The organism is Williamsia sp. z71 (assembly GCF_059553375.1).
The window spans coordinates 710,427-730,591 of sequence record NZ_JCANWX010000001.1; the positions used below are offsets into that span (position 1 = coordinate 710,427).

The following is a 20,165-nucleotide window of genomic DNA, read 5'->3' on the forward strand; positions in this document are numbered from 1 at the left end:
AGGGACAAAGCAATGCGGTGGACGTTTCGATCGGTGCTGGTCACAACAATCCTGCTGGTGATCGGGCTCGGTGTGGCGCCGGCCGCGCAGGCCGCCCCCTTGCCGGTGACCTACAACTTCCTGGCCGGCATTCCTGCCGAACTCGCGAACCCGGGTGGATCGTTGCCCGGATCGAACGACTACAGCTGTAAGCCTTCGGCCGAGCATCCGAATCCGGTGGTGCTCGTGCACGGAACCGCCGGCAGTCAGCAGACCAACTGGATATCGATGGTCCCAGTACTGAAGAACGAGGGCTATTGCGTCTTCGCGCCGACCTATGGGGAGTTGTCGTCGGTGTGGCCGGCGTCCCGGGTCGGTGGACTCGGCCCGAAGGATGTCAGTGCCTGGCAGCTCAAGGTGTTCGTCGACAACGTGCTCGCGAAAACCGGTGCGAAAAAGGTTGACATCGTGGGTCATTCGCAGGGTACCCAGATCCCGACGTACTGGGCGAAGTACTACGGCGGTGCGCCCAAGATCGACAGGTATGTGTCGTTGGCGCCGTACTGGCAGGGGTCCGACGACGGATCGGGTTGGTCGGACATCACTTCCGTGTTCGTCGAGGGTCTGGGCCTGCCGCCGATCGCAATCCCGGACACCGACTGCCCCGACTGCATTGCCGCACCGGGGGATGAGTCCTTCGAAGCGGCCATCATTGCCGGTGGGGGACCGTATGTCGAGGGCATCACCTACACCAACATCGTCACCCGGTACGACCAGCTGGTGACGCCGTACACGAGCGGGATCCTCGACGGCCCGGACGGTATCGACGTGACGAATATCGTTGTCCAGGACACCTGTTCGGCTGACCGGTCCGATCATCTCTCGATCGTCTCCAACCAGCGTTCGGCGGCCATGGTCCTCAATGCACTGGACCCGGCCAACTCCCGCGCGGTGCCCTGTTTGGCGGTGCCGCCCTACACGGGCGCGTGAGCGAGGGACAGGAACGCGTCGAGGAGGATCCCGCAGTTTCGCCGGGACTCGTCGGCGCGCGCGGAGATCTCGGCCGTGATCCTTTGCAGGTCGATCCCTCGTTCGACCACCAGCTGTCCCTCGCGGGCGGCGGCCCAGCCGGCCTGCCAGGTCGCCCAGACCGCCGGTGAGATCTCCGGATGGAACTGAACGCCCAGGTTTCTGCCGAATGTGAAGGCTTGCAGTGCGGCGCCGTTGCGGGCGATTTCGCGGGCTCCGGGTGGCAGCGTGAATCGGTCGAAGTGCATCTGCATCCACGGGCCGCGGGACACCAGATCCGGTGCGACGGTGTCCATCATGACGTATCCGTGTTCGGGCATCTCGGAACGTTTGACCTTGCCGCCGAGGACCCGGGCCAGTAGCTGTCCACCGAAGCAGACCCCGAAGATCGGTATGTTGGCGGCCAGAGCCGAACGCAGGTAGGCGATCTCGGCGGCGAGCCACGGAACCGAATCGTCGTATGCCGACTCCGCCGAACCCATGATGATCACGAACTCGTATTCGGTCACATCGGGGAACTCATCCGCCGGGTGAACGATGTCGTATTCATATCCGCGCTCGGCGACATGCTCGCGGAGCGTTCCGGTGTCGGCGATCCCGCGGTCGGTGTCGTTGTCATGGACCAGGAACAATGCTCGAGCCGGACCGGTGTCTGCGTCGACTGTCGCCGTGGATGCTGAAAGCTTCACCTGCTGTACTCCTGGTCGCTGGTTGCGTACGTCCAGTATGGCGGCAACGTCGGCCTGCCGCGCCCGGACGTAAACCCGTGCCAATCAGACAATAGCGACGTCGAAGGGTTCGGAGAACGCACCATTCGGTGAGTGGGACGATGGTGTGATGGTCGATACACATGAAGTGTTCAATCAGGTTCCGCCGCTGGTCGGATACAACCCGGCGACCAGCCCCGCGCTGTCGGAGTCGCTGGTTCGAGAAGGTGGCGCGTGGGGTGCCGACGAGGTCACGGCCCTCGGTGCCATCGCCGCAACGGCGCAGGCGCAGAGATGGGGTGAACTCGCGGATCGCAATGAACCGGTGCTGCGGACCCACGACCGGTACGGATATCGCATCGACGAGGTCGAATACGATCCCGCCTACCACCAGTTGATGGAGGTGGCGGTCGGGCACGGGTTGCACGGTGCGCCGTGGGCCGACGCCCGGGCCGGTGCCCATGTGGTGCGCGCCGCCAAACTCGGTGTCTGGAATGTCGAAGCCGGCCACGTCTGCCCGATTTCGATGACCTATGCGGTGGTTCCGGCGCTCCGTCACAATCCTGAGCTCGCCGCGATCTACGAGCCGCTGCTGAGCTCGCGCAGCTATGACCCGACGCTGTCGGTTCCGTCGGGCAAGGCGGGTCTGATCGCCGGGATGTCGATGACGGAAAAGCAGGGCGGCTCCGACGTGCGGGCCAATCAGACCAGCGCGCAGCCCAATTCGGATGGCAGCTACACCTTGACCGGGCACAAGTGGTTCACCTCGGCGCCGATGTCCGATGTGTTCCTGGTACTCGCCCAGGCGCCGGGCGGGCTGTCGTGCTTTTTCCTGCCGCGGGTGCTGCCGGACGGCACGCGCAACCGAATGCGGCTGCAGCGGCTCAAGACCAAGCTGGGCAACCACGCGAACGCGTCGTCGGAGGTGGAGTACGACGGTGCCATCGCGTGGCTGGTCGGGGACGAGGGCCGCGGCGTACGGACCATCATCGAGATGGTGAACCTGACCAGACTCGACTGTGCGCTGGCCAGTGCAGGCAACATGCGGCAGGGTCTCACGCAGGCGATCCATCACGCCCGGCACCGGAAGGTGTTCGGTGAGTATCTGATCGACCAGCCCCTGATGCGCAACGTGCTCGCCGACCTGGCCATCGAGTCCGAGGCCGCGACGATGGTGTCGATGCGGATGGCCGGTGCCACCGATGCCGCCGAACGCGGTGACGACACCGAGACGTTGCTGCGGCGGATCGGACTCCCGGCCACCAAGTACTGGCTGTGCAAACGGGCCACCGCCCACGTGGCCGAGTCGATGGAATGCCTTGGTGGCAATGGCTATGTCGAGGACTCGGGGATGCCGCGGCTGTATCGGGAGGCCCCGCTGTACGGGATCTGGGAGGGCAGCGGCAACGTCAGTGCACTCGACACGTTGCGCGCCATGGCCACCGCTCCGAAGTCGGTGGACGCTCTGTTCGACGAATTGGACCGCGCGACCGGACTCGACGACAGGTACGACACGTACCTGGCCGCGTTGAAGAAGCAGCTGGTCACCGCCGCAGAACCCACCGCGCGCCGTATCGCGGAGTCGATATGCATTGCGCTGCAGGGATCCCTGCTGCTGCGGCACGGACACCCGACCGTGGCGGAAGCCTTCGCCGCCACGCGACTCGGTGGTGACTGGGCCGGGGCGTACGGAACCCTGCCGGAAGGACTGGACCTCGCGCCGATCCTGGAACGCGCCCAGGTCGGGTAGGGCCCGACCCGAGCGCCGGTCAATCCCGCGGAATCACCATCTTGACCATGCGATTGCCGGGATTCGGCGTCAATCCGATCTCGCCCCAGGGGGTCTCGATGCTGAGCACCGCGTACGCCGAGGTCGGAAACCGCGGGATGGGTGCGTCGGGGTCGAGTGCGACCGCGGTCGCCGGCATACCCGGCTCGTGCCCGACCACCAGGACCGTCTCGGCACCGGCCGGGACGTAGATCCGGATGGCCTCGCAGACGTCGTCGGAATCGCCGCCGTAGATCTCTTCGACGTAAGTGGTCGGGGCGCTGATGCCGGTACGTTCCAGTGTCTGCCGGGTCCTGGTGGCGGTGGAGCACAGCACGTGGTCGACGCGAAGCCCGGAGTCGACCATCCACCGGCCGGCCAGTGCAGCCTCTCGACGGCCACGTTCGGCCAGGGGGCGTTCATGGTCCATCACGCCGTCGGGATAGTCCGATTTGCCGTGCCGCATCAGGATCAGTGTTCGACTCACAGGTTCGACGGTAGCCCGCCGGTCAAGGAAATCCGGAGACGATCAGGCCGTGCGGCGATGCCGACCGGTGCCCGCCGCACTGCGGGACTGCGCCAGCGCGGTACGGAGAAGTCGCACCGTGGCGTTCCAGGCGGAGGCTTCTTGTTCGAGGTGTTGTGCGCACTCGGGGTGGCCGCGAAGCCATTCGAGTTCGGCGTTCTCCCGCAGCTCGACAACCTCGTCGAATCCGAATCCGATGAGCTCGGCCAGTGCGGTGGTGTCGGAGCACGCCCATTCGATCTGGTCTCGGCTCAGCGTCATCAGCCGCTCCAGGTCATCACGAAGCATCGCTCGCGTCGATGCGGAAAGGCCACTCACCTGATCCAGGGTGCCCTACTTTTCGGACAACGGCCAGTCGGCGCGCCGACCAGCATGTTTCCGGATGGAATGATCGTGGCGGTCGGACCGCGAGGTAGGTTCGGGCGATGGCGCGGGGCCGCAGATCCGGCGCCCTCGTCGCCGAGGCCGCTCCGTCGAGCGACTCAGGACCACTGCCACTCGCGGATCTCCGGCATGTCCTCGAAGTGTTCGCGGACGTAGTCGTGGTGTCGCTGCAGTTGGGCCTGGCAGAACTCGGCGAGCTCGGCAGTCTTCTCCGGCACCCGCCTGGTGCGCCGCAGCGCTTCGAGCACCAGGTGGTAACGGCTCATCTTGTTGAGCACCACCATGTCGAAAGGCGTTGTGGTGGTGCCCTGTTCGTTGAACCCGCGGACGTGGAAACGCTCGGCGTTGGTGCGTCCGTGGAGTTGTTGGTGAATTGCGCGCGGGTATCCGTGGAACGCGAAGACGACGTGGGTGTCGGCGGTGAACAGGTCGATGAAGGCCTGTTCGGGCAGGCCGTGCGGGTGATCGTTCTGGGGCAGGAGCACCATCAGGTCGATGACGTTCACCATCCGGACGCGCAGCCACGGCACCCATTCCCGCAGCAGGTGGGCCGCGGCGAGGATCTCCTGGGTCGGTACGTCGCCGGCGGAGGCCAGCACGATGTCGGGTTCGCCGTCGACGCCCACCGTGGAGGTCTCGGTGCCGGCCCATTCCCAGATCGAGGCCCCGGCGGCGCAGTGCTCATTGGCCTGCTCGAGGGTCAGGTACTGCGGATGGGACTGCTTGTCGACGACCAGCACATTCACGTGGTCCTTGCTGCGGAAGCAGTGATCGGCCACCGACAGCAACGTGTTGGAGTCCGGCGGCAACCAGACCCGGACCACCTCGGGCGAGAGCGGGATGACGGCGTCGATCATGCCGGGGCCCTGATGGCTGAAGCCGTTGTGGTCATTGCGCCAGCAGGTGCTGGTGAGCAGGACGTTCAACGACGCCACCGGTTCGCGCCATGGCAGCGCCGCCGCATGCTGCAGCCACTTGGCGTGCTGGACCAGCATCGACACACTGACCATCGCGAACGCCTCATAGGTGGCGAACAGACCGTGGCGGCCGGTCAGCAGGTAGCCCTCCAGCCAGCCCTGACAGAGATGCTCGCTGAGCACCTCCATGACCCGGCCTTCGGGTGAGAGCCCATCGTCGTATTCGGTGCGCGGTAGTTGCCAGCACCGGTCGGTCTCCTCGAAGACGGCCTGCAGACGGTTCGACGCGGTCTCGTCCGGACTGAACAGCCGGAAGTTGCCGCCGTGGTCGGCGGTGGAGTTGTCGCGATAGATGTCGCGCATCAGCTCACCGAGAACCTTGGTGGTCTCGTACGACGTGGCGCCGGGGGCATCGATCTGCAACGCATACGACTCGAGCGGGGGAATCCTCAGCGGGACGAGATTGCGGCCACCATTGGCGTACGGGGTCGCACCCATCCGCAGGTCGCCCGTCGGGGCCAGTTCGGCGAGCTCGCGAACGAGTGTCCCGTCTGCGTCGAACAGTTCGTCCGGACGGTATTTACGAAGCCACTCCTCAAGGAGCGCAAGGTGTTCGGGATTCTCGCGCACACCGGAGAGCGGAACCTGATGGCTCCAATGGGTGCCCTCGATCAGTTTGCCGTCGACCGTGTGCGGACCGGTCCATCCCTTGGGTGTCCGAAGCACGATGGCCGGCCACTTGTTGCCGCTGGGCACCCCGGTGCGCGCGTCGGCCTGGATGTTCGCGATCTCGTCGTGGGCGTCGGTCAGTGCCCGGGCGAGGTCGGTGAACACCTGGCGCGGATCGTGGCCCTCGACGAACACCGGCGCCCAGCCCTGCCCGGACAGATAGGCCTCGATGTCGCGATCGCTGGTCCGGCCGAGCACGGTGGGCGCGGCGATCTTGGCGCCGTTGAGATGCAGGATCGGGAGCACCGCGCCGTCGCGCACCGGATTCAGGAAGGCCGGGATCTTCCACGACCCCGACAACGGACCCGTCTCGGCCTCGCCGTCACCGACCACACAGGCGACGACCAGTTCGGGGTTGTCGAACGCCGCGCCCGCGGCGTGGATCAACGCGTATCCGAGTTCGCCGCCTTCATGGATCGAGCCGGGCGTCTGGACGCTGACGTGACTCGGGACGCCGCCCGGTGTCGAGAACTGCCGGCACAGGGCCTGCACGCCGTCCGAGTCGCGGGAGATGTGCGGATAGATCTCGCTGTACGTGCCTTCGAGGTACGTCGACGCCACCAATGCCGGGCCACCGTGGCCGGGCCCGGTGATGTACAGCCACTTCGATCCGGTGTCCCGGATCCGGCGATTGAGCAGTGTGTAGATCGCCGAGAGTCCGGGGCTGGTGCCCCAGTGTCCCAAAAGACGCGGCTTGATGTGATCGGTCTTGAGCGGCTCCCGCAACAAGACGTTGTCCTGCAAGTAGATTTGCGCGACGGTCAGATAGTTGGCGGCGTCCCACCAGCGCAGGTCGAGGTCGAGTTCGGATTCGGTGTAGTCGGCCAAGGACATGGTGGCACCTCTCTGATACGGACAGGGCTACTCGATTATCAGCCGCCACGGCGACGGTCGCAGGGTGACGAGTACCCAGATGCACGGAGTTCATCCTGACGTTGTTGCCGATTGGCTCACAAGGGGCCGTCGCTCTCAGCTTTCTCCCACTGTCGGCAAGTAATGTCGGGACCGTGCATTTGTTCCTCCCGGCGCTGTTGGCGACGCTCTCGGCCTTGCTCGTCGCCAGCGGGACTCTCGTGCGCCAGCGCTCGTCCACCCCATCGGGTGGCATCACCAAACGGTGGTGGCTGGGGGTGGTGATCGCGGCCGGCGGGTTCGCCCTGCAGGCCGCGGCGCTCGGGATGGGATCGCTGCTGTTGGTGCAGCCGCTGATCGTCCTGTCGGTCCTGTTCGCATTGCCCATGGAGGCCTACCTCGACCATCGGCGCCTCAATTTCCACGAGTGGAAATGGGGCATCATCCTGACGGTTTGCATTGCCGCCTTCGTGGTGATCGCGCAGCCGGAAGCGGGCCTGGGCCACGTCTCGGCGGGGACACTCGCCGGCACGATCGTGGTGGTGATCGCCGTCCTGGCCGCATTGGTCGTGGCTTCGAAGTTCGTCTCTTCCCACCATCGGGCGCTGCTGTTGGGCTCCGCCTCTGGCCTGCTCACCGGCGTGCAGGCATTCCTGCTCAAAGGTGTGATGACTCAGCTCGAGGACGGTTTCGTCGAGATCCTGATCCATCCGGAGCTCTATCTGATCCTGCTCGTCGCCTCCGGGTCGGTGGTCACCCAGCAGCTGGCGTTCGCGGCCCACGACCTGCAGACGTCGTTCCCGGCGATGACGGTGTGGGAGCCCGCGGTCGCCATGGCGATGGGCGTGCTGATCCTCGGCGAGCGGATCGATGTCAACTGGATCGAGGGTGTTGTCGCCGGGGTCGCACTGGTGACGATGCTCCGCGCGGTGTTCGTGTTGGCGCGGCACGCCGCCGAACGCGAGACCGAGTTCGAAGTCGACCTGGTGAAGAGACCTGCGCCCGCCTCCGGGGGCAGCGCACCCGACTGAGTGATCCGCAGGTCTGGAACACGTTCGCCCACAGTGGCAAGGTGGGGTGATGGCAGAGACCGAGTACGACGTCGTGGTGATCGGTGGCGGCCCGGCCGGGGAGGTCGCGGCGCAATATGCGGTCGCCGGATCGTCCCGCACCGCGGTGATCATCGAGCACGAACTCCTCGGCGGTGAATGTTCCTACTGGGCCTGTATGCCCAGCAAAGCGATGCTTCGGCCGGTCGCCGTCCACGCCGCTGCCCGTCACCTCGCCGGCATCAAGGTCGGGAAGAAGATCCTTCCCGAAGAACTGATGCGCCGCCGTGACGAGTGGGTGAAAGACTACGAGGACGAGGGCCAGGTGGAGTGGGCCCAGGGCCTGGGCATCGACGTCGTCCGGGGTCACGGGATCCTGCGGGGCAAGCGCACGGTCGAGGTCGACAACGGCGGGCGCAGCAAGACCATCAAGGCGCGGGAGGCCGTTGTCGTCGCCACCGGGAGCACCCCCGTCATCCCGAGCATCTACGCCTCGGCGTACCCCTGGACATCCCGCGATGCCACCGGTGTCCGGGAGATCCCGGCGTCGCTGATCGTCGTCGGTGGCGGTGTCGTCGCCTGTGAAGCCGCGACGTGGATGGCCGCGCTCGGCACCGAGGTCACGCTGCTGGCCCGGGGTCCGCTGCTCGGAAAGTCCGAGCCGTTTGCCGGTGAACTCGTCGCGCAGGGCTTGATCAACAGCGGCGTGGATGTTCGTCGCAACGTGGAGGTGACCGAGGTGGCCCGGCCCGTCGCGGCCGATACCGGGGTCGGCCGGATCCATGGCGACGCGGTGACCGTTGTGGTCGACGGCGAGTCGATCACGGCCGACGAGATCTTGGTGGCCACCGGCAGAGCGCCGGCGCGTAAGGGTATCGGCCTTGATTCGGTCAACGAGGATGCGTCGTGGCTCTATTGGGTGGGCGATGCCAGTGGCGGTCCGGCGCTGACACATTGGGGTAAGTACCAGGCCCGCAATGTCGGTCACGCCATCGCCGCCCACGCCGAGAACCGGATCCCGCCTCCGGTGCCCGTCGACGTGCCGGTCCCGCAGGTGGTGTTCACCGACCCGCAGGTGGCGAGCGTCGGGCTGACCGAACGGGAGGCGAACGCCAAGGGAATCGACGTGAAGCTCGCCGACGTCGACATGTCGTCGGTCGCCGGATTCGGGTTGCTGCGTGACGACGCCTCCGGGCGGGCCCGGCTGGTGATCGACCGACGGGCCGACGTCATCGTCGGTGCCACGTTTGCCGGACCCGAGGTCGACGAACTGCTCCACGCCGCGACCATCGCGATCGTCGGGCGGGTACCGATCGCCACCCTGTGGCATGCGGTCCCGTCGTATCCGTCGGTGAGTGAGGTGTGGCTGCGGCTGCTGGAGTCGTCGTCCGACACCTGACGCCGGGCGGCCCCAACCCCCAAAGTTCGCGCCACTTACCTGCGTTCGCGCCGGTTGCAACCGGCGCGAACGCAGGTAAGTGGCGCGAATTCGAGCGGGGGGTCGAGCTTTACAGCATGGTTCCGGGATTGAGGATGCCGAGTGGATCGAGGGTGTCCTTGATGCGCCGGGTCAGTTCGATGACGTCGTCGCCGAGCTGATTCGGCAGCCAGCCCTTCTTGAGCCTGCCGACGCCGTGCTCGCCGGTGATGGTGCCGCCCAACGCAATTGCCAGGTCCATCACCTCTCCGAACGCGGCATTGGCCCGGGCCGTCTCGTCGGCGTCGGTGGGGTCGTGCACGATCAGCGGATGGGTGTTGCCGTCGCCGGCGTGTGCGATCACCGAGATGAGCACCCGGCGGTTGGCGGCGATCGCCTCGATGCCGTCGATCAGATCGGGCAGCCTGTGCAGCGGTACGCCCACATCTTCGAGGAGCAGTGGGCCGATCTTCTCGATGGCGGGGATCGCAAAGCGGCGGGCGGCGGTGAATGCCTCACCCTCGTCGGGGTCGGTGGTGGAGAACACCTCGGTGGCCCCGCAGTCGGTGAACGCCTGTTCCATGACGGCGACCTCGGCGGCCGCAGCCGTACCCGGTGCGTCGGATTGGGCGACCAGCAATGCTCCGGCGCTGCGGTCCAGGCCCATCCTGAGGTGATCTTCGACGGCGTTGATCGCCACCTTGTCCATGAACTCGAGCATTGCCGGGCGGATGGTGGAGGTGATGGCCAGTACCGCCTTCGATGCGGCATGGACCGATGTGAACGACGCCACCACCGTGGAGGCGGGCGGTTGTGGCGGCAACAGGCGCAGGGTGACCTCGGTGATGATGCCCAGGGTGCCCTCGCTGCCGACGAACAGTTTGGTCAGTGACAGCCCGGCGGTGTCTTTGAGTCGAGGTCCGCCGAGCCGGACGGCGCGACTGTCGGCGAGGACCACTTCGAGGCCGAGGACGTAGTCGCCGGTGACGCCGTACTTGACACAGCACAGGCCGCCGGCGTTGGTGGCGGCGTTGCCGCCGATGGAGCAGGTCTCGAAGGACGAGGGGTCCGGCGGATACCAGAGTCCGTGCTCCCTGACCGCGGCCTTCACCTCGGCGTTGAGCAGACCGGGCTGGCAGATCGCGGTCCGGGTCACCGGGTCGACGGTGATGTCGCGCATCTTCTCGGTGGTCAGCACGATGCCACCGGACAATGCCGTGGCGCCGCCGGACAGCCCTGTTCCGGCGCCCCGCGGGATCACCGGGATCTGATGTTCCGCGCACCACCGGACAGTGGCCTGGACGTCGGCGGTGCTGGTCGCCCGGACCACGGCGAGCGCGGTCCCGGCGTCGGGATCAGCGGCCCGGTCCTGCCGGTAGGCCGCCACGATGTCGGGATCGGTGACGACCACGCCGTCCGGCAACGCCGCCACCAGGTCTGCCACCACTGTTGTTGTCGACATGTTCGCAGCGTAATCCGCGATGCCGGACGGGGGCGGCGAGACGGAGTTCAGGAGGAGACGAAGCGCAGCGGAGCTCGACCTTTAGGAACCGATGACCTTCGTGATGCCCTCGGCCCATTCTTTGGCCTGCACCTTTGCGGCAACCTTCGACGACATGTCGTGGCGTCCGTGCTCGCCGACCTGGCTCGCGCCGAGTTCGGTCAGTTTCTCGGCCATGATCTCGCCGCCGCGGTTGAAGGTGTCGTCGTAGACGCTGTCGCCGAGTCCGAAGACTGCGAAACGCAGCCCGGTCAGATCGGGCTTCTCGTCGTCGAGGGCCTCGGCGAACGGCTCCGCGCCGGTGGGCAGTTCACCTTCGCCGTAGGTGGAGCAGACCACCACGAGGAAGTCGTCGGACGTGAGGTCCTCGACCGCGAAGTCGGACATGTCGTACATCGAGACATCGTGCTGTCCGGCCAGGACGTCGGAGATCGCATCGGACACGAGTTCCGCCGTGCCGGTCTCGCTGCCGTACAGGATCACAACAGACATTTCATCTCTTTCTACGTGGATCAGTGCCGACTGAGGGTACCCCTGATGGCGACAGTTCAGCCGTCGGGCAGGTCGTACCCAGTCCGTGATGCTAGCGAAATTTGGTCCGGTGGTCATGGACGACCCGTAACGCTCGGTAACCTGGGTGGATGAAACCCGACGCCGGCCAGCAGCCCGAGAATGCCCGTGACCCGAAGGGCCACAAAACCGGACTGTGGCGCGAAGTCGACGCGCGAAAGGGCGATTCCGTCGGCAGTTACCACAACGGTCGTCGAGAAGGACTGTGGCGGTACTACTTCCGTGACGGCACAGTCCGTTGGGAGGCGAACTATCGTTTCGGCATCCTCCACGGCGAGAGCATCTGGTATCGGGAAAACGGAGGTCTGCTGCAAAAGGGGACCTTCGTCGACGGTGAGAAAACCGGTCTCTGGGAGCGATGGAGTCCCGAAGGGAACCTCATCGATCGCGGACATCGGGTAGATGGCAAGAAGACGGGGGAGTGGCAGTACTTCGCCGCGGACGGATCGGTGGAGCGCACCACGGTTCACCGGCCCCACTCGGGCTGAGCCGGACCGCAGGAAAATCGCCTGACATCGCATTCTGCGGTGGATAGGCTCGCAAGAGGACCCCAATGAAGGGATATGGCATGACTGCCGATTCAGAAACCAAACGCAAGTTCCGCGAAGCCCTCGAGCGCAAGAACCAGAAGGGCAAACTGGCGGAAGACCACAAGGACGCCGGCTCCAAAGCCGGTGGTCAGCACGGTCCGGAGGGTGGCCCGCACCAGTTCCGCCGCAAGACCGGGTAGTCCTTCCCGCAGGTCATCTACGAACCCTCGCATTACTAGGAAGTCCTAGTATATAGTGATCGAGACAACACGTTCGTAGATGACTTGTGAGGACCCCATGACCAGGCAGATCGAGCACTTCGTGGACGGCGCCCGCACCGCCGGAACCAGCGGCCGCACGGCTGATGTGATGAATCCCAGCACCGGCAAGGTGCAGGCCACCGTTCCCATGGCCAACCAGGCGGACATCGACGCCGCCGTCGCCAGTGCGGTGCAGGCGCAGAAGGTGTGGGCGGCGTGGAACCCGCAGCGTCGCGCTCGCGTGATGATGCGCTTCGTCGACCTCGTCAACCAGAACATGGACGAGCTCGCCGAGCTGCTGTCCATCGAGCACGGCAAGACCATCCCCGACGCCAAGGGCGACATCCAGCGCGGCGTCGAGGTCATCGAGTTCGCCATCGGCATCCCTCACCTGATCAAGGGTGAGTTCACCGAAGGCGCCGGCACCGGCATCGACGTGCACTCGGTCCGTCAGCCGCTCGGCGTGGTCGCCGGCATCACACCGTTCAACTTCCCGGCGATGATCCCCCTGTGGAAGGCCGGCCCCGCGCTCGCCTGCGGCAACGCGTTCATCCTCAAGCCCTCCGAGCGTGACCCCTCGGTGCCGGTCCGCCTGGCCGAATTGTTCCTCGAGGCCGGTCTGCCCGCCGGTGTCTTCCAGGTCATCCACGGTGACAAGGAGGCCGTCGACGGCCTGTTGAACCACCAGGACGTCCAGGCCTTCGGCTTCGTCGGCAGCTCTGACATCGCGCAGTACATCTACTCCACCGCTGCGGCAAACGGTAAGCGCGCGCAATGCTTCGGTGGCGCCAAGAACCACATGATCATCCTTCCCGACGCCGACCTCGATCAGGTTGTCGACGCGCTGATCGGTGCCGGTTACGGCAGCGCCGGCGAGCGTTGCATGGCCATCTCGGTTGCCGTTCCGGTCGGGGAGGCCACCGCAAATCGCCTGCGCGAGAAGCTGATCGACAAGGTCAACGCTCTGCGCGTCGGCCACAGCCACGACATCAAGGCCGACTACGGCCCATTGGTCACCAAGGCTGCCCTCGAGCGGGTGAAGGACTACATCCAGCAGGGTGTGGACGCCGGCGCCGAACTGGTCATCGACGGCCGCGAGCGCGCTGCCACCGACCTGACCTTCGACGGTGAGAGCCTGGAAGAGGGCTACTTCATCGGACCCACCCTCTTCGATCACGTGAAGAAGGATCAGACGATCTACACCGACGAGATCTTCGGACCCGTCGTCTGCATCGTCCGCGCGGCCGATTACGAAGAGGCACTGGCCCTTCCGACCGACCACGAGTACGGCAACGGTGTTGCGATCTTCACCCAGGACGGCGACGCCGCACGTGACTTCACCTCGCGGGTGCAGGTCGGCATGGTCGGCGTCAACGTGCCGATCCCGGTGCCGGTGGCCTACCACACCTTCGGTGGCTGGAAGCGTTCCGGATTCGGCGATCTCAATCAGCACGGAACCGCCTCGATCAACTTCTACACCAAGGTCAAGACGATCACGACCCGCTGGCCCTCGGGCATCAAGGATGGCGCCGAGTTCGTCATCCCGACGATGGACTGAGGCCGGTCGATGTCTGCTGAGACCTTTTCGCCGTTCGATCTGAGCGCGGACGACAAGGTCATCGTCGATACCGCGGCGGCCTTCGCGCGCAAGCGTCTGGAGCCCAGCGCCCTCGACTGGGATGAGCGCAAGCACTTCCCGGCGCAGGAACTGCGCGAGGCCGCCGAACTCGGCATGGCCGGGATCTACACGAGCGAGGACGTGGGTGGCAGTGGACTCCGTCGGATCGACGGTGTCCGGATCTTCGAAGAATTGGCCAAGGCCGATCCGACCACTGCCGCGTTCCTGTCGATCCACAACATGTGCACGTGGATGGTCGATTCCTACGGAACCGACGAGCAGCGCCAGAACTGGGCGTCGAAGATGGCTTCGATGGAGGCCATCGCGAGCTATTGCCTCACCGAGCCGGCCGCGGGAAGTGACGCTGCGGCGTTGCGTACCAAGGCCGTTCGGGACGGCGATCACTACATCCTCGACGGGGTGAAGCAGTTCATCTCCGGCGGTGGCGTCTCCGACGTGTACATCATCATGGCCCGCACGGGTGCCGAAGGGCCACGCGGCATCTCGACGTTCATCGTGCCGTCGGACACCCCGGGCCTGTCCTTCGGTGTGAACGAGCAGAAGATGGGCTGGAACGCTCAGCCCACCGCGCAGGTGATCATGGAGGGTGCCCGGGTGCCGGCCGCCAATCTTCTCGGTGGAGAAGAAGGCAAGGGATTCGGCATCGCGATGAACGGTCTGAACGGGGGCCGGATCAACATCGCGGCCTGTTCGCTCGGTGGGGCGCAGGCGGCCTACAACAAGGCGATCACCTACGTCTCGGACCGGGAAGCCTTCGGCGGCAAGCTGATCAACGAACCGACCATCCGGTTCACGCTCGCCGACATGGCCACCTCACTCGAGACGTCGCGGCTCATCCTCTGGAGGGCCGCCGGCGCGCTCGACGCCGACCATCCGGACAAGGTCGAGCTGTGTGCGATGGCCAAGCGCTACGTCACCGACACGTGCTTCGAGGTCGCCGACCAGGCGCTGCAGTTGCACGGTGGATACGGGTACCTGAAGGAATACGGTCTGGAGAAAATCGTCCGTGACCTCCGGGTGAACCGAATACTGGAAGGCACCAACGAGATCATGCGGGTTGTGATCGGCCGGGCAGAGGCCGACAAGTCGACAAAGGGGCAATACCTATGAGCACCATCGCGTTTCTGGGTCTGGGCCACATGGGCGGACCCATGGCCAAGAACCTGGTCGAGGCCGGACACACCGTGCACGGTTTCGATCCGTCGCCGGAGGCGTCCGCGGCCGCCACCGCCAACGGCATCGAGGTGTTCGCCGGCGGGATCGAGGCGGTGGCCGACGCCGACGTCGTGATCACGATGCTGCCGCACGGCAAGGCCGTCGTCGACTGCTACTCGCAGATCCTGCCCGGTACCAAAACCGGTGCGCTGCTCATCGATTCCTCGACGATCTCGGTCGAGGAGGCCCGCGCGGTGCATCAGCAGGCGGCCGACCACGGATTCGCGCAGCTCGACGCGCCGGTCTCCGGTGGTGTCAAGGGTGCCGATGCCGGCACATTGGCCTTCATGGTCGGTGGCAGCGACGAAGCCTTCGTGGCCGCACAGAGCATCCTGGATCCGATGGCGGGCAAGGTGATCCACTGCGGTGGGTCGGGCGCGGGGCAGGCTGCGAAGGTCTGCAACAACATGGTGCTCGCCGTGCAGCAGATCGCGATCGGTGAGGCGTTCGTACTCGCCGAGAAGCTGGGCCTGGAAGCTCAGGCGCTCTTCGACGTGATCACCGGCGCCACCGGGAACTGCTGGGCGGTCCACACCAATTGTCCAGTGCCCGGACCGGTTCCGACATCACCGGCGAACAACGACTTCAAGCCCGGGTTCGCCACCGCTCTGATGAACAAGGACCTCGGCCTGGCCATGGCCGCGGTCGAGTCGACCGGTGCGATCGCCCCGCTGGGTGAGCATGCCGCGACGCTGTATGCCGATTACGCAACCGAGCATGGCGCCAAGGACTTCAGCGCCATCATCGAAACCCTGCGCTGATCGATCTCGCACCACCACTTCGCTCACCGAACTCACACCCGCGCCGTCTGCAGACCGCGCGGGCGTGAGAACGGTGAGCGAAGTTGTGCCCTCACCCTCGGGCCTCGGCCACCACTCTCGGAGCCCTCACGAGTATGGGTTCGAGGAGAGCTCGGCATCCATCGTCAGATGTCGCCGGAGTGCTTGCGTACCGCGTTGATGGATTTGACCAGTGAATTGGCCTGGGACTCGGTCATCCCGACGTCGCCGAAGACCTCGCGGTTGAGCGCCAGGGTTGCTTCTTCGACCGTCTCGCGCCCGGAATCGGTGATCTCGACGAGTGTGGTGCGGCGGTCCGTCGGGTGCGGTACGCGGCGGACCATGCCGGCCTCCTCGAGGCGGCGGATCGCATGGGTCACCGACGTCACGTGCACCTGGAGACGGTCGCTGGCCTTGGTGATCGGTAGTGCGCCTCGCCGGCTGAACGCGAGCAGACGCAGCAGTTCGAACCGCGAGAAGCTCAGTCCCCACGGCTTGAGAACGGACTCGACCCGGGCGAGCAGGATCTGATGGACCCGCATCACCGATGTCACGGCCTGCATGCCGACGGCCACGTCACCCCATCCGGCCGCCTCCCAGTTCCGTCGAGCCTCGGCGATGGGGTCGTCGTCTGGGAAGTCGCTGGGCATCCCCCTATTCAACAGCAGGGCCCACGCGCGGCCCGGTAGGTGCCGTCCCCCAACGTCGCCACTGGTTTATGTGACAGTGACCATTGACACATTGTGAGGTGGCGAATAGCGTCGGGTTCAGCGAACCGCTACCCCGCCATCAGGAGGCCCGATGTCAGCGCCAGCCCGATCCCGTTCCGCAGCCCAGAAATCCGAGGCGTCCGGTGGTCGTGAAGCGATCGCCGCGAGATTGCTCAGCGGTTCGGTCAAGCGGTCGTACTCACCGGTAGTCGACCTCGACTGGGATGCGCCCCTCGACCCGGACAAGTATTTTCTGCCGCCGCGGATCTGCAGCCTGTACGGCACCGACCTGTGGAACAACCTCACCACCGAGCAGCGGATCGAGGTGTCCCGGCAGGAGCTCGCAAACATCCTCTCGATCGGCATCTGGTTCGAGAACCTGCTCAATCGGTCTCTGCTGCAACGACTTCTGAAACAGGATCCGGCGTCGTCGGTCAGTCACTACGCACTGACCGAGATGGGTGACGAATGCCGCCACATGGTGATGTTCGGGCGCGCCATCGAACGCAGCGGCGCCCGCTCCTACGGCATGGCCGGGTGGGAACGAATGATCATGCTGGTGCTTCCCTTCGGATTGCGGGGTTCGCTGATGTGGGTCGCCGCGCTGGTCGGCGAGGAGATCTTCGACGCCCTACAGCGGGAGATGCTGGACGACCCCGAGCTGCAACCGCTGGTCTCGCGGCTGATGCGTATCCACGTCACCGAAGAGTCGCGGCACATCGGCTTCGCCAGGGACGGCATTGTCCGCCGCCGCAGCACCCGCGGACGCTGGGAGCGGTTCGTGGCCGCGAACCTGCACGGGCTGGCCGCGATGCGGTTCAAGTACCTCTTCACCAACCCGGCCATGTACGCACGGGCGGGTCTGGACAAACGCGAGGCCACCCGGGCTGCCCGCAGCAATCCGAACTTTCACCAGATGCAGCGGCTCGGGTTCGCCGACCTCGCGCAGTTCCTCGAGGACAACGGTCTGATGACCCGGTTCTCCCGAGGCGCGTGGCGCAAGGCCGGGTTCCTCGGATGAGCGGGCCACGCGTGGGCCTGATCGGCGCGGGACCGGTGATGTCGGCGATGGCGGAGCGTCTGCGCCGATCGCAGCTCGACATCGCGGTCACGGACGTGGCGGCGGTCGGGGAGTTCGGCGCCACGAGCGACCTCTGGGACGACGAGAACCACAGCCGGATCCTGATCACCTCGAATGTCGCGCCCGACGACAACTACCTCGGCGTGGTCAGCAGCCGGCAGGCCAACCTCTTCCACGTCGATGCTTCCTCCGTCGACTACATCGGGGCGGCCATCGACGAACTGGCAAGATCCGGTTCGAGCCGGGTGCAGGTGCGGGTGCCGATCGAACGGTCCTGGCTCGGGTACGTCCGGGCGAACGGTGGTGAGCGCAAACGATCCCGTGAACTCCGGCGTTTCGATCCCTTCGACTACGACTTCAGCTCCGCCGACATCCGGGATGAGGGCGTCTACGACGGGCCGGCGCAGATCGGCCACGAGGACGAGCAGCTCGTCGCCCGGATCCGGGTCCAGGGCTACCTCGACCCGCTCGACGGCCAATACCACTGGGCCGGAATCGTCTTCGGTGAACAGGCCCGCGCGCTCAAGGACGCCCGGGTCAGCGCGGTGGAGGTCGCGGTCGATTCCGCCGAACCGGTACCGGCGCGCCTCGCGGAGGTCACGCCGTGGGGCACCGTGCGGATCACCGGCGTCGGAGCACCGCCGTATCGGCTCGATGACGCCGAACTCCTCGTCCGAGGCTGAACGCCTCCCTCGGTCGGATGTTCCTCGCACCGGGTGATCCTCCGTAGACTGGGCGCGTGCGACTGCCGAGGTCGCGCCCGGTCGAGGAGGAGCCATGGCCAAAGAAATCGACAGAGCCCGCACCCGGGCGATGAAACAGACCGTCGCCGCGCATCCGGGGATGGTGTTGTTCGCCCTGGCCCCCGCGGTGATCGTCTTCGGGGTCCTGTGGATCATCACCAACTTTTGGATAGCCCTGATCGTCGGGGTCATCGCCGGCGGCGCCACCCTCTGGAAACTGCTCAGTAACTGATGCCCGGCGCGCAACCGAGCACCAGGGTCGACAGCTGGATCTGGTCGGTCCGGCTGACCAAGACCCGGTCGGCCGCCGCCTCCGCCTGTCGCGGTGGCCACGTCAAGGTCAACGGAACCCCGGCCAAGCCGGCACAACACGTGGCGGTCGGCGACGAGGTCCGGATCCGGGTCGCCGGTCGCGATCGGATCGTGGAGGTCGCCCGGGTCGTGTCCAAACGGGTCGGTCCACCGGTTGCGGCGGAGTGCTTCATCGACCACAGCCCACCTCCACCACCCAAGGAACTGCTCGCCTCGCTGCCCCGGCGGGATCGGGGGACCGGCCGTCCCACCAAACGCGAACGGCGCGAGACGGACCGGCTGCTCGGTCGAGAAGATGTCAGCTGATCAGGCCGACGGCACGAACACTTCTCTACACTGCAATCTGTGATGACCTCGGCGCGCAGGAATCGGATCGGGGCGGTGACGGTGGCGGCGTTCGCGGCGATGCTCATGATGGTGGGTTGCTCCGATGACAGCTCCGCCGACACCGACCGGACAACCAGGGCGGACGCACCCACCGGTAAGGCCGGCCAGGGCCCGTTCTTCGGTGAGTGTGGCGGTGTCACCACCGAAGACGTCGCCGCGGTCTCCAAGATCGCCGGTCTGACGAACACGATCAACAACCCATCGGTGTGCGAATGGGTCACTGCCCAAGAGCAACTCGGGCCGCAGCTGTCGTTCAACTGGTATCGCGGCAGCCCGATCGGCCGCGAACGTGCCACCATCCAGCTCTCCCGCGACGTGATCGAGGACATCACCATCGACGGGCACAGCGGGTTCATCGGATCGAGTGAGGGTATCTGCGAGATCGGTATCGACTTCGGCGCCGACTTCTTCGAGTGGTCCGTCACCTACGGCCTCCAGTCGCCGGGGCAGGCGTATCCGAGCCGGGCCGAGATCTGTGAGGTGGCCAAGACGCTGGCCACCCGATCGATCGAGAACGCCACATGACCCGCCGCGGGGTCGCACCGCTCGTGATGGCCGTGCTGGCTGCGGTCGCGCTGCTCGCGGGCTGTACCCGGGCAGTGGACGGGGACGCCACCGCAATCGGCGGCGGTGGTGGCACCGCCGACGGGAACGTCGACACCGACGACTACAAACGGCTGCTCTACGAGTGCGAGATCATCGCGCCGGAATCCATCGCGAACGCCGTCGGCGGCACGCTCGCCGAACCGAGTTTCTTCGGTGCGATCTGCCGGTGGACGGTCAACGGCCCGGTCGTCACCGAGGTCACGTTCAACTGGTTCGAATGGGGCGACATCGAGGTCGAGAAGTCGACGGCCAAAGAACTCGGCTACACCACCGAGAACGTGAAGGTCGCCAGCGTCACCGCGTTCACGCAGGTGAACCCGGCCCGTCCGGCATCATGCGGGATCACCGCCCGGGCGCCCGGCGGCGGGATCTACACCTGGTTCGTCGAGCCACGCAGCACCACTCCGATTGGCGATCCCTGTGCGGCGCCGACCAAGTTGATGGAAATACTGCTCGGCGGCGGCCAGTGATGCGG

At 65.9% G+C, this 20,165-nt stretch carries 22 protein-coding genes; 15 read left to right on the forward strand and 7 right to left on the reverse strand.

What is annotated here, in order from left to right:
- The first annotated feature begins 12 nt into the window (after positions 1 to 12).
- On the forward strand, positions 13 to 969 hold the full coding sequence (locus AC51GR_RS03045) for an esterase/lipase family protein (RefSeq protein WP_496323150.1): 957 nt from the start codon (positions 13 to 15) through the stop codon (positions 967 to 969).
- Here the strand turns inward: AC51GR_RS03045 and AC51GR_RS03050 are convergent.
- Positions 954 to 1,697: a type 1 glutamine amidotransferase gene (locus AC51GR_RS03050; protein WP_496323151.1), complete on the reverse strand. Its 744-nt coding sequence runs from the start codon at positions 1,695 to 1,697 to the stop codon at positions 954 to 956. The genes AC51GR_RS03045 and AC51GR_RS03050 overlap by 16 nt on opposite strands.
- A gap of 148 nt (positions 1,698 to 1,845) precedes the next feature.
- Here AC51GR_RS03050 and AC51GR_RS03055 point away from each other — a divergent pair, with 148 nt between their 5' ends.
- Positions 1,846 to 3,465, forward strand: a complete 1,620-nt coding sequence (locus AC51GR_RS03055; protein ID WP_496323152.1) for an acyl-CoA dehydrogenase family protein — start codon at positions 1,846 to 1,848, stop codon at positions 3,463 to 3,465.
- Positions 3,466 to 3,484: 19 nt separating this feature from the next.
- Here AC51GR_RS03055 and AC51GR_RS03060 read toward each other — a convergent pair whose 3' ends face one another.
- The 3 genes from AC51GR_RS03060 to AC51GR_RS03070 all read right to left on the reverse strand — a co-directional run bounded on the left by AC51GR_RS03060 (position 3,485) and on the right by AC51GR_RS03070 (position 6,873).
- Complete coding sequence (locus AC51GR_RS03060; RefSeq protein ID WP_496323347.1) at positions 3,485 to 3,949, reverse strand: SixA phosphatase family protein; 465 nt, start codon at positions 3,947 to 3,949, stop codon at positions 3,485 to 3,487.
- A gap of 63 nt (positions 3,950 to 4,012) precedes the next feature.
- Positions 4,013 to 4,327 (reverse strand): hypothetical protein, encoded by a 315-nt coding sequence (locus AC51GR_RS03065; RefSeq protein WP_496323153.1) that lies wholly within the window; start codon positions 4,325 to 4,327, stop codon positions 4,013 to 4,015.
- Between the two features lie 164 nt (positions 4,328 to 4,491).
- The gene (locus tag AC51GR_RS03070) at positions 4,492 to 6,873 is read right to left on the reverse strand and encodes a phosphoketolase family protein (protein WP_496323154.1); all 2,382 of its coding nucleotides are present in this window, start codon (positions 6,871 to 6,873) and stop codon (positions 4,492 to 4,494) included.
- 173 nt (positions 6,874 to 7,046) lie between these two features.
- Between AC51GR_RS03070 and AC51GR_RS03075 the strand changes: the two genes are divergently transcribed.
- On the forward strand, positions 7,047 to 7,922 hold the full coding sequence (locus AC51GR_RS03075) for a DMT family transporter (protein ID WP_496323155.1): 876 nt from the start codon (positions 7,047 to 7,049) through the stop codon (positions 7,920 to 7,922).
- A 49-nt stretch (positions 7,923 to 7,971) separates the two neighbouring features.
- Complete coding sequence (locus tag AC51GR_RS03080; protein ID WP_496323156.1) at positions 7,972 to 9,339, forward strand: dihydrolipoyl dehydrogenase family protein; 1,368 nt, start codon at positions 7,972 to 7,974, stop codon at positions 9,337 to 9,339.
- Positions 9,340 to 9,448: 109 nt separating this feature from the next.
- Here AC51GR_RS03080 and AC51GR_RS03085 read toward each other — a convergent pair whose 3' ends face one another.
- A complete protein-coding gene (locus tag AC51GR_RS03085; RefSeq protein ID WP_496323157.1) occupies positions 9,449 to 10,819 on the reverse strand; it encodes an FAD-binding oxidoreductase in 1,371 nt (456 codons plus the stop codon).
- A gap of 81 nt (positions 10,820 to 10,900) precedes the next feature.
- Positions 10,901 to 11,350 (reverse strand): flavodoxin domain-containing protein, encoded by a 450-nt coding sequence (locus tag AC51GR_RS03090; protein ID WP_496323158.1) that lies wholly within the window; start codon positions 11,348 to 11,350, stop codon positions 10,901 to 10,903.
- A gap of 149 nt (positions 11,351 to 11,499) precedes the next feature.
- On the opposite strand from AC51GR_RS03090, the gene AC51GR_RS03095 reads away from it, so the two are divergent.
- The 5 genes from AC51GR_RS03095 to mmsB all read left to right on the forward strand — a co-directional run bounded on the left by AC51GR_RS03095 (position 11,500) and on the right by mmsB (position 15,833).
- Positions 11,500 to 11,916 carry a toxin-antitoxin system YwqK family antitoxin gene (locus tag AC51GR_RS03095; RefSeq protein WP_496323159.1) on the forward strand — a complete coding sequence of 139 codons (417 nt, stop codon included), beginning with the start codon at positions 11,500 to 11,502 and terminating at the stop codon, positions 11,914 to 11,916.
- 80 nt (positions 11,917 to 11,996) lie between these two features.
- Positions 11,997 to 12,158, forward strand: coding sequence for a DUF5302 domain-containing protein (locus tag AC51GR_RS03100; protein ID WP_496323160.1), 162 nt, complete (start codon positions 11,997 to 11,999; stop codon positions 12,156 to 12,158).
- 97 nt (positions 12,159 to 12,255) lie between these two features.
- Positions 12,256 to 13,776, forward strand: coding sequence for a CoA-acylating methylmalonate-semialdehyde dehydrogenase (locus AC51GR_RS03105; RefSeq protein ID WP_496323161.1), 1,521 nt, complete (start codon positions 12,256 to 12,258; stop codon positions 13,774 to 13,776).
- A gap of 9 nt (positions 13,777 to 13,785) precedes the next feature.
- Positions 13,786 to 14,967: an acyl-CoA dehydrogenase family protein gene (locus AC51GR_RS03110; protein ID WP_496323162.1), complete on the forward strand. Its 1,182-nt coding sequence runs from the start codon at positions 13,786 to 13,788 to the stop codon at positions 14,965 to 14,967.
- Positions 14,964 to 15,833: a 3-hydroxyisobutyrate dehydrogenase gene (gene mmsB, locus AC51GR_RS03115; protein ID WP_496323163.1), complete on the forward strand. Its 870-nt coding sequence runs from the start codon at positions 14,964 to 14,966 to the stop codon at positions 15,831 to 15,833. Before AC51GR_RS03110 ends, mmsB begins: the two co-directional genes overlap by 4 nt.
- A gap of 164 nt (positions 15,834 to 15,997) precedes the next feature.
- On the opposite strand, the gene AC51GR_RS03120 is transcribed toward mmsB, so the two are convergent.
- A complete protein-coding gene (locus AC51GR_RS03120) occupies positions 15,998 to 16,501 on the reverse strand; it encodes a MarR family transcriptional regulator (RefSeq protein WP_495514828.1) in 504 nt (167 codons plus the stop codon).
- Positions 16,502 to 16,652: 151 nt separating this feature from the next.
- On the opposite strand from AC51GR_RS03120, the gene AC51GR_RS03125 reads away from it, so the two are divergent.
- The 6 genes from AC51GR_RS03125 (at position 16,653) to AC51GR_RS03150 (ending at position 20,160) form a co-directional block, all read left to right on the forward strand.
- A complete protein-coding gene (locus tag AC51GR_RS03125; protein WP_496323164.1) occupies positions 16,653 to 17,582 on the forward strand; it encodes an AurF N-oxygenase family protein in 930 nt (309 codons plus the stop codon).
- Positions 17,579 to 18,325, forward strand: a complete 747-nt coding sequence (locus AC51GR_RS03130) for a DUF4873 domain-containing protein (RefSeq protein WP_496323165.1) — start codon at positions 17,579 to 17,581, stop codon at positions 18,323 to 18,325. The genes AC51GR_RS03125 and AC51GR_RS03130 overlap by 4 nt, the downstream gene beginning before the upstream one ends.
- A gap of 94 nt (positions 18,326 to 18,419) precedes the next feature.
- Positions 18,420 to 18,617 carry a hypothetical protein gene (locus AC51GR_RS03135; RefSeq protein WP_496323166.1) on the forward strand — a complete coding sequence of 66 codons (198 nt, stop codon included), beginning with the start codon at positions 18,420 to 18,422 and terminating at the stop codon, positions 18,615 to 18,617.
- Positions 18,617 to 19,003: an RNA-binding S4 domain-containing protein gene (locus tag AC51GR_RS03140; RefSeq protein WP_496323167.1), complete on the forward strand. Its 387-nt coding sequence runs from the start codon at positions 18,617 to 18,619 to the stop codon at positions 19,001 to 19,003. Before AC51GR_RS03135 ends, AC51GR_RS03140 begins: the two co-directional genes overlap by 1 nt.
- 42 nt (positions 19,004 to 19,045) lie before the next feature.
- Positions 19,046 to 19,609, forward strand: a complete 564-nt coding sequence (locus AC51GR_RS03145; protein WP_496323348.1) for a DUF3558 domain-containing protein — start codon at positions 19,046 to 19,048, stop codon at positions 19,607 to 19,609.
- Entirely contained in the window at positions 19,606 to 20,160 is a 555-nt protein-coding gene (locus tag AC51GR_RS03150; protein ID WP_496323168.1) for a DUF3558 domain-containing protein, read from the forward strand. The genes AC51GR_RS03145 and AC51GR_RS03150 overlap by 4 nt, the downstream gene beginning before the upstream one ends.
- Positions 20,161 to 20,165: the final 5 nt, after the last annotated feature.

Coding starts and splice junctions, on each gene's coding strand:
- AC51GR_RS03130 (WP_496323165.1), top strand. CDS start 17,579: ATGAGCGGGCCACGCGTGGGCCTGATCGGCGCGGGACCGGTGATGTCG.
- AC51GR_RS03080 (WP_496323156.1), top strand. CDS start 7,972: ATGGCAGAGACCGAGTACGACGTCGTGGTGATCGGTGGCGGCCCGGCC.
- mmsB (WP_496323163.1), top strand. CDS start 14,964: ATGAGCACCATCGCGTTTCTGGGTCTGGGCCACATGGGCGGACCCATG.
- AC51GR_RS03120 (WP_495514828.1), bottom strand. CDS start 16,501: ATGCCCAGCGACTTCCCAGACGACGACCCCATCGCCGAGGCTCGACGG.
- AC51GR_RS03125 (WP_496323164.1), top strand. CDS start 16,653: ATGTCAGCGCCAGCCCGATCCCGTTCCGCAGCCCAGAAATCCGAGGCG.
- AC51GR_RS03055 (WP_496323152.1), top strand. CDS start 1,846: ATGGTCGATACACATGAAGTGTTCAATCAGGTTCCGCCGCTGGTCGGA.
- AC51GR_RS03090 (WP_496323158.1), bottom strand. CDS start 11,350: ATGTCTGTTGTGATCCTGTACGGCAGCGAGACCGGCACGGCGGAACTC.
- AC51GR_RS03150 (WP_496323168.1), top strand. CDS start 19,606: ATGACCCGCCGCGGGGTCGCACCGCTCGTGATGGCCGTGCTGGCTGCG.
- AC51GR_RS03105 (WP_496323161.1), top strand. CDS start 12,256: ATGACCAGGCAGATCGAGCACTTCGTGGACGGCGCCCGCACCGCCGGA.
- AC51GR_RS03110 (WP_496323162.1), top strand. CDS start 13,786: ATGTCTGCTGAGACCTTTTCGCCGTTCGATCTGAGCGCGGACGACAAG.
- AC51GR_RS03095 (WP_496323159.1), top strand. CDS start 11,500: ATGAAACCCGACGCCGGCCAGCAGCCCGAGAATGCCCGTGACCCGAAG.
- AC51GR_RS03060 (WP_496323347.1), bottom strand. CDS start 3,949: ATGCGGCACGGCAAATCGGACTATCCCGACGGCGTGATGGACCATGAA.
- AC51GR_RS03100 (WP_496323160.1), top strand. CDS start 11,997: ATGACTGCCGATTCAGAAACCAAACGCAAGTTCCGCGAAGCCCTCGAG.
- AC51GR_RS03085 (WP_496323157.1), bottom strand. CDS start 10,819: ATGTCGACAACAACAGTGGTGGCAGACCTGGTGGCGGCGTTGCCGGAC.
- AC51GR_RS03045 (WP_496323150.1), top strand. CDS start 13: ATGCGGTGGACGTTTCGATCGGTGCTGGTCACAACAATCCTGCTGGTG.
- AC51GR_RS03135 (WP_496323166.1), top strand. CDS start 18,420: ATGGCCAAAGAAATCGACAGAGCCCGCACCCGGGCGATGAAACAGACC.
- AC51GR_RS03140 (WP_496323167.1), top strand. CDS start 18,617: ATGCCCGGCGCGCAACCGAGCACCAGGGTCGACAGCTGGATCTGGTCG.
- AC51GR_RS03145 (WP_496323348.1), top strand. CDS start 19,046: ATGACCTCGGCGCGCAGGAATCGGATCGGGGCGGTGACGGTGGCGGCG.
- AC51GR_RS03070 (WP_496323154.1), bottom strand. CDS start 6,873: ATGTCCTTGGCCGACTACACCGAATCCGAACTCGACCTCGACCTGCGC.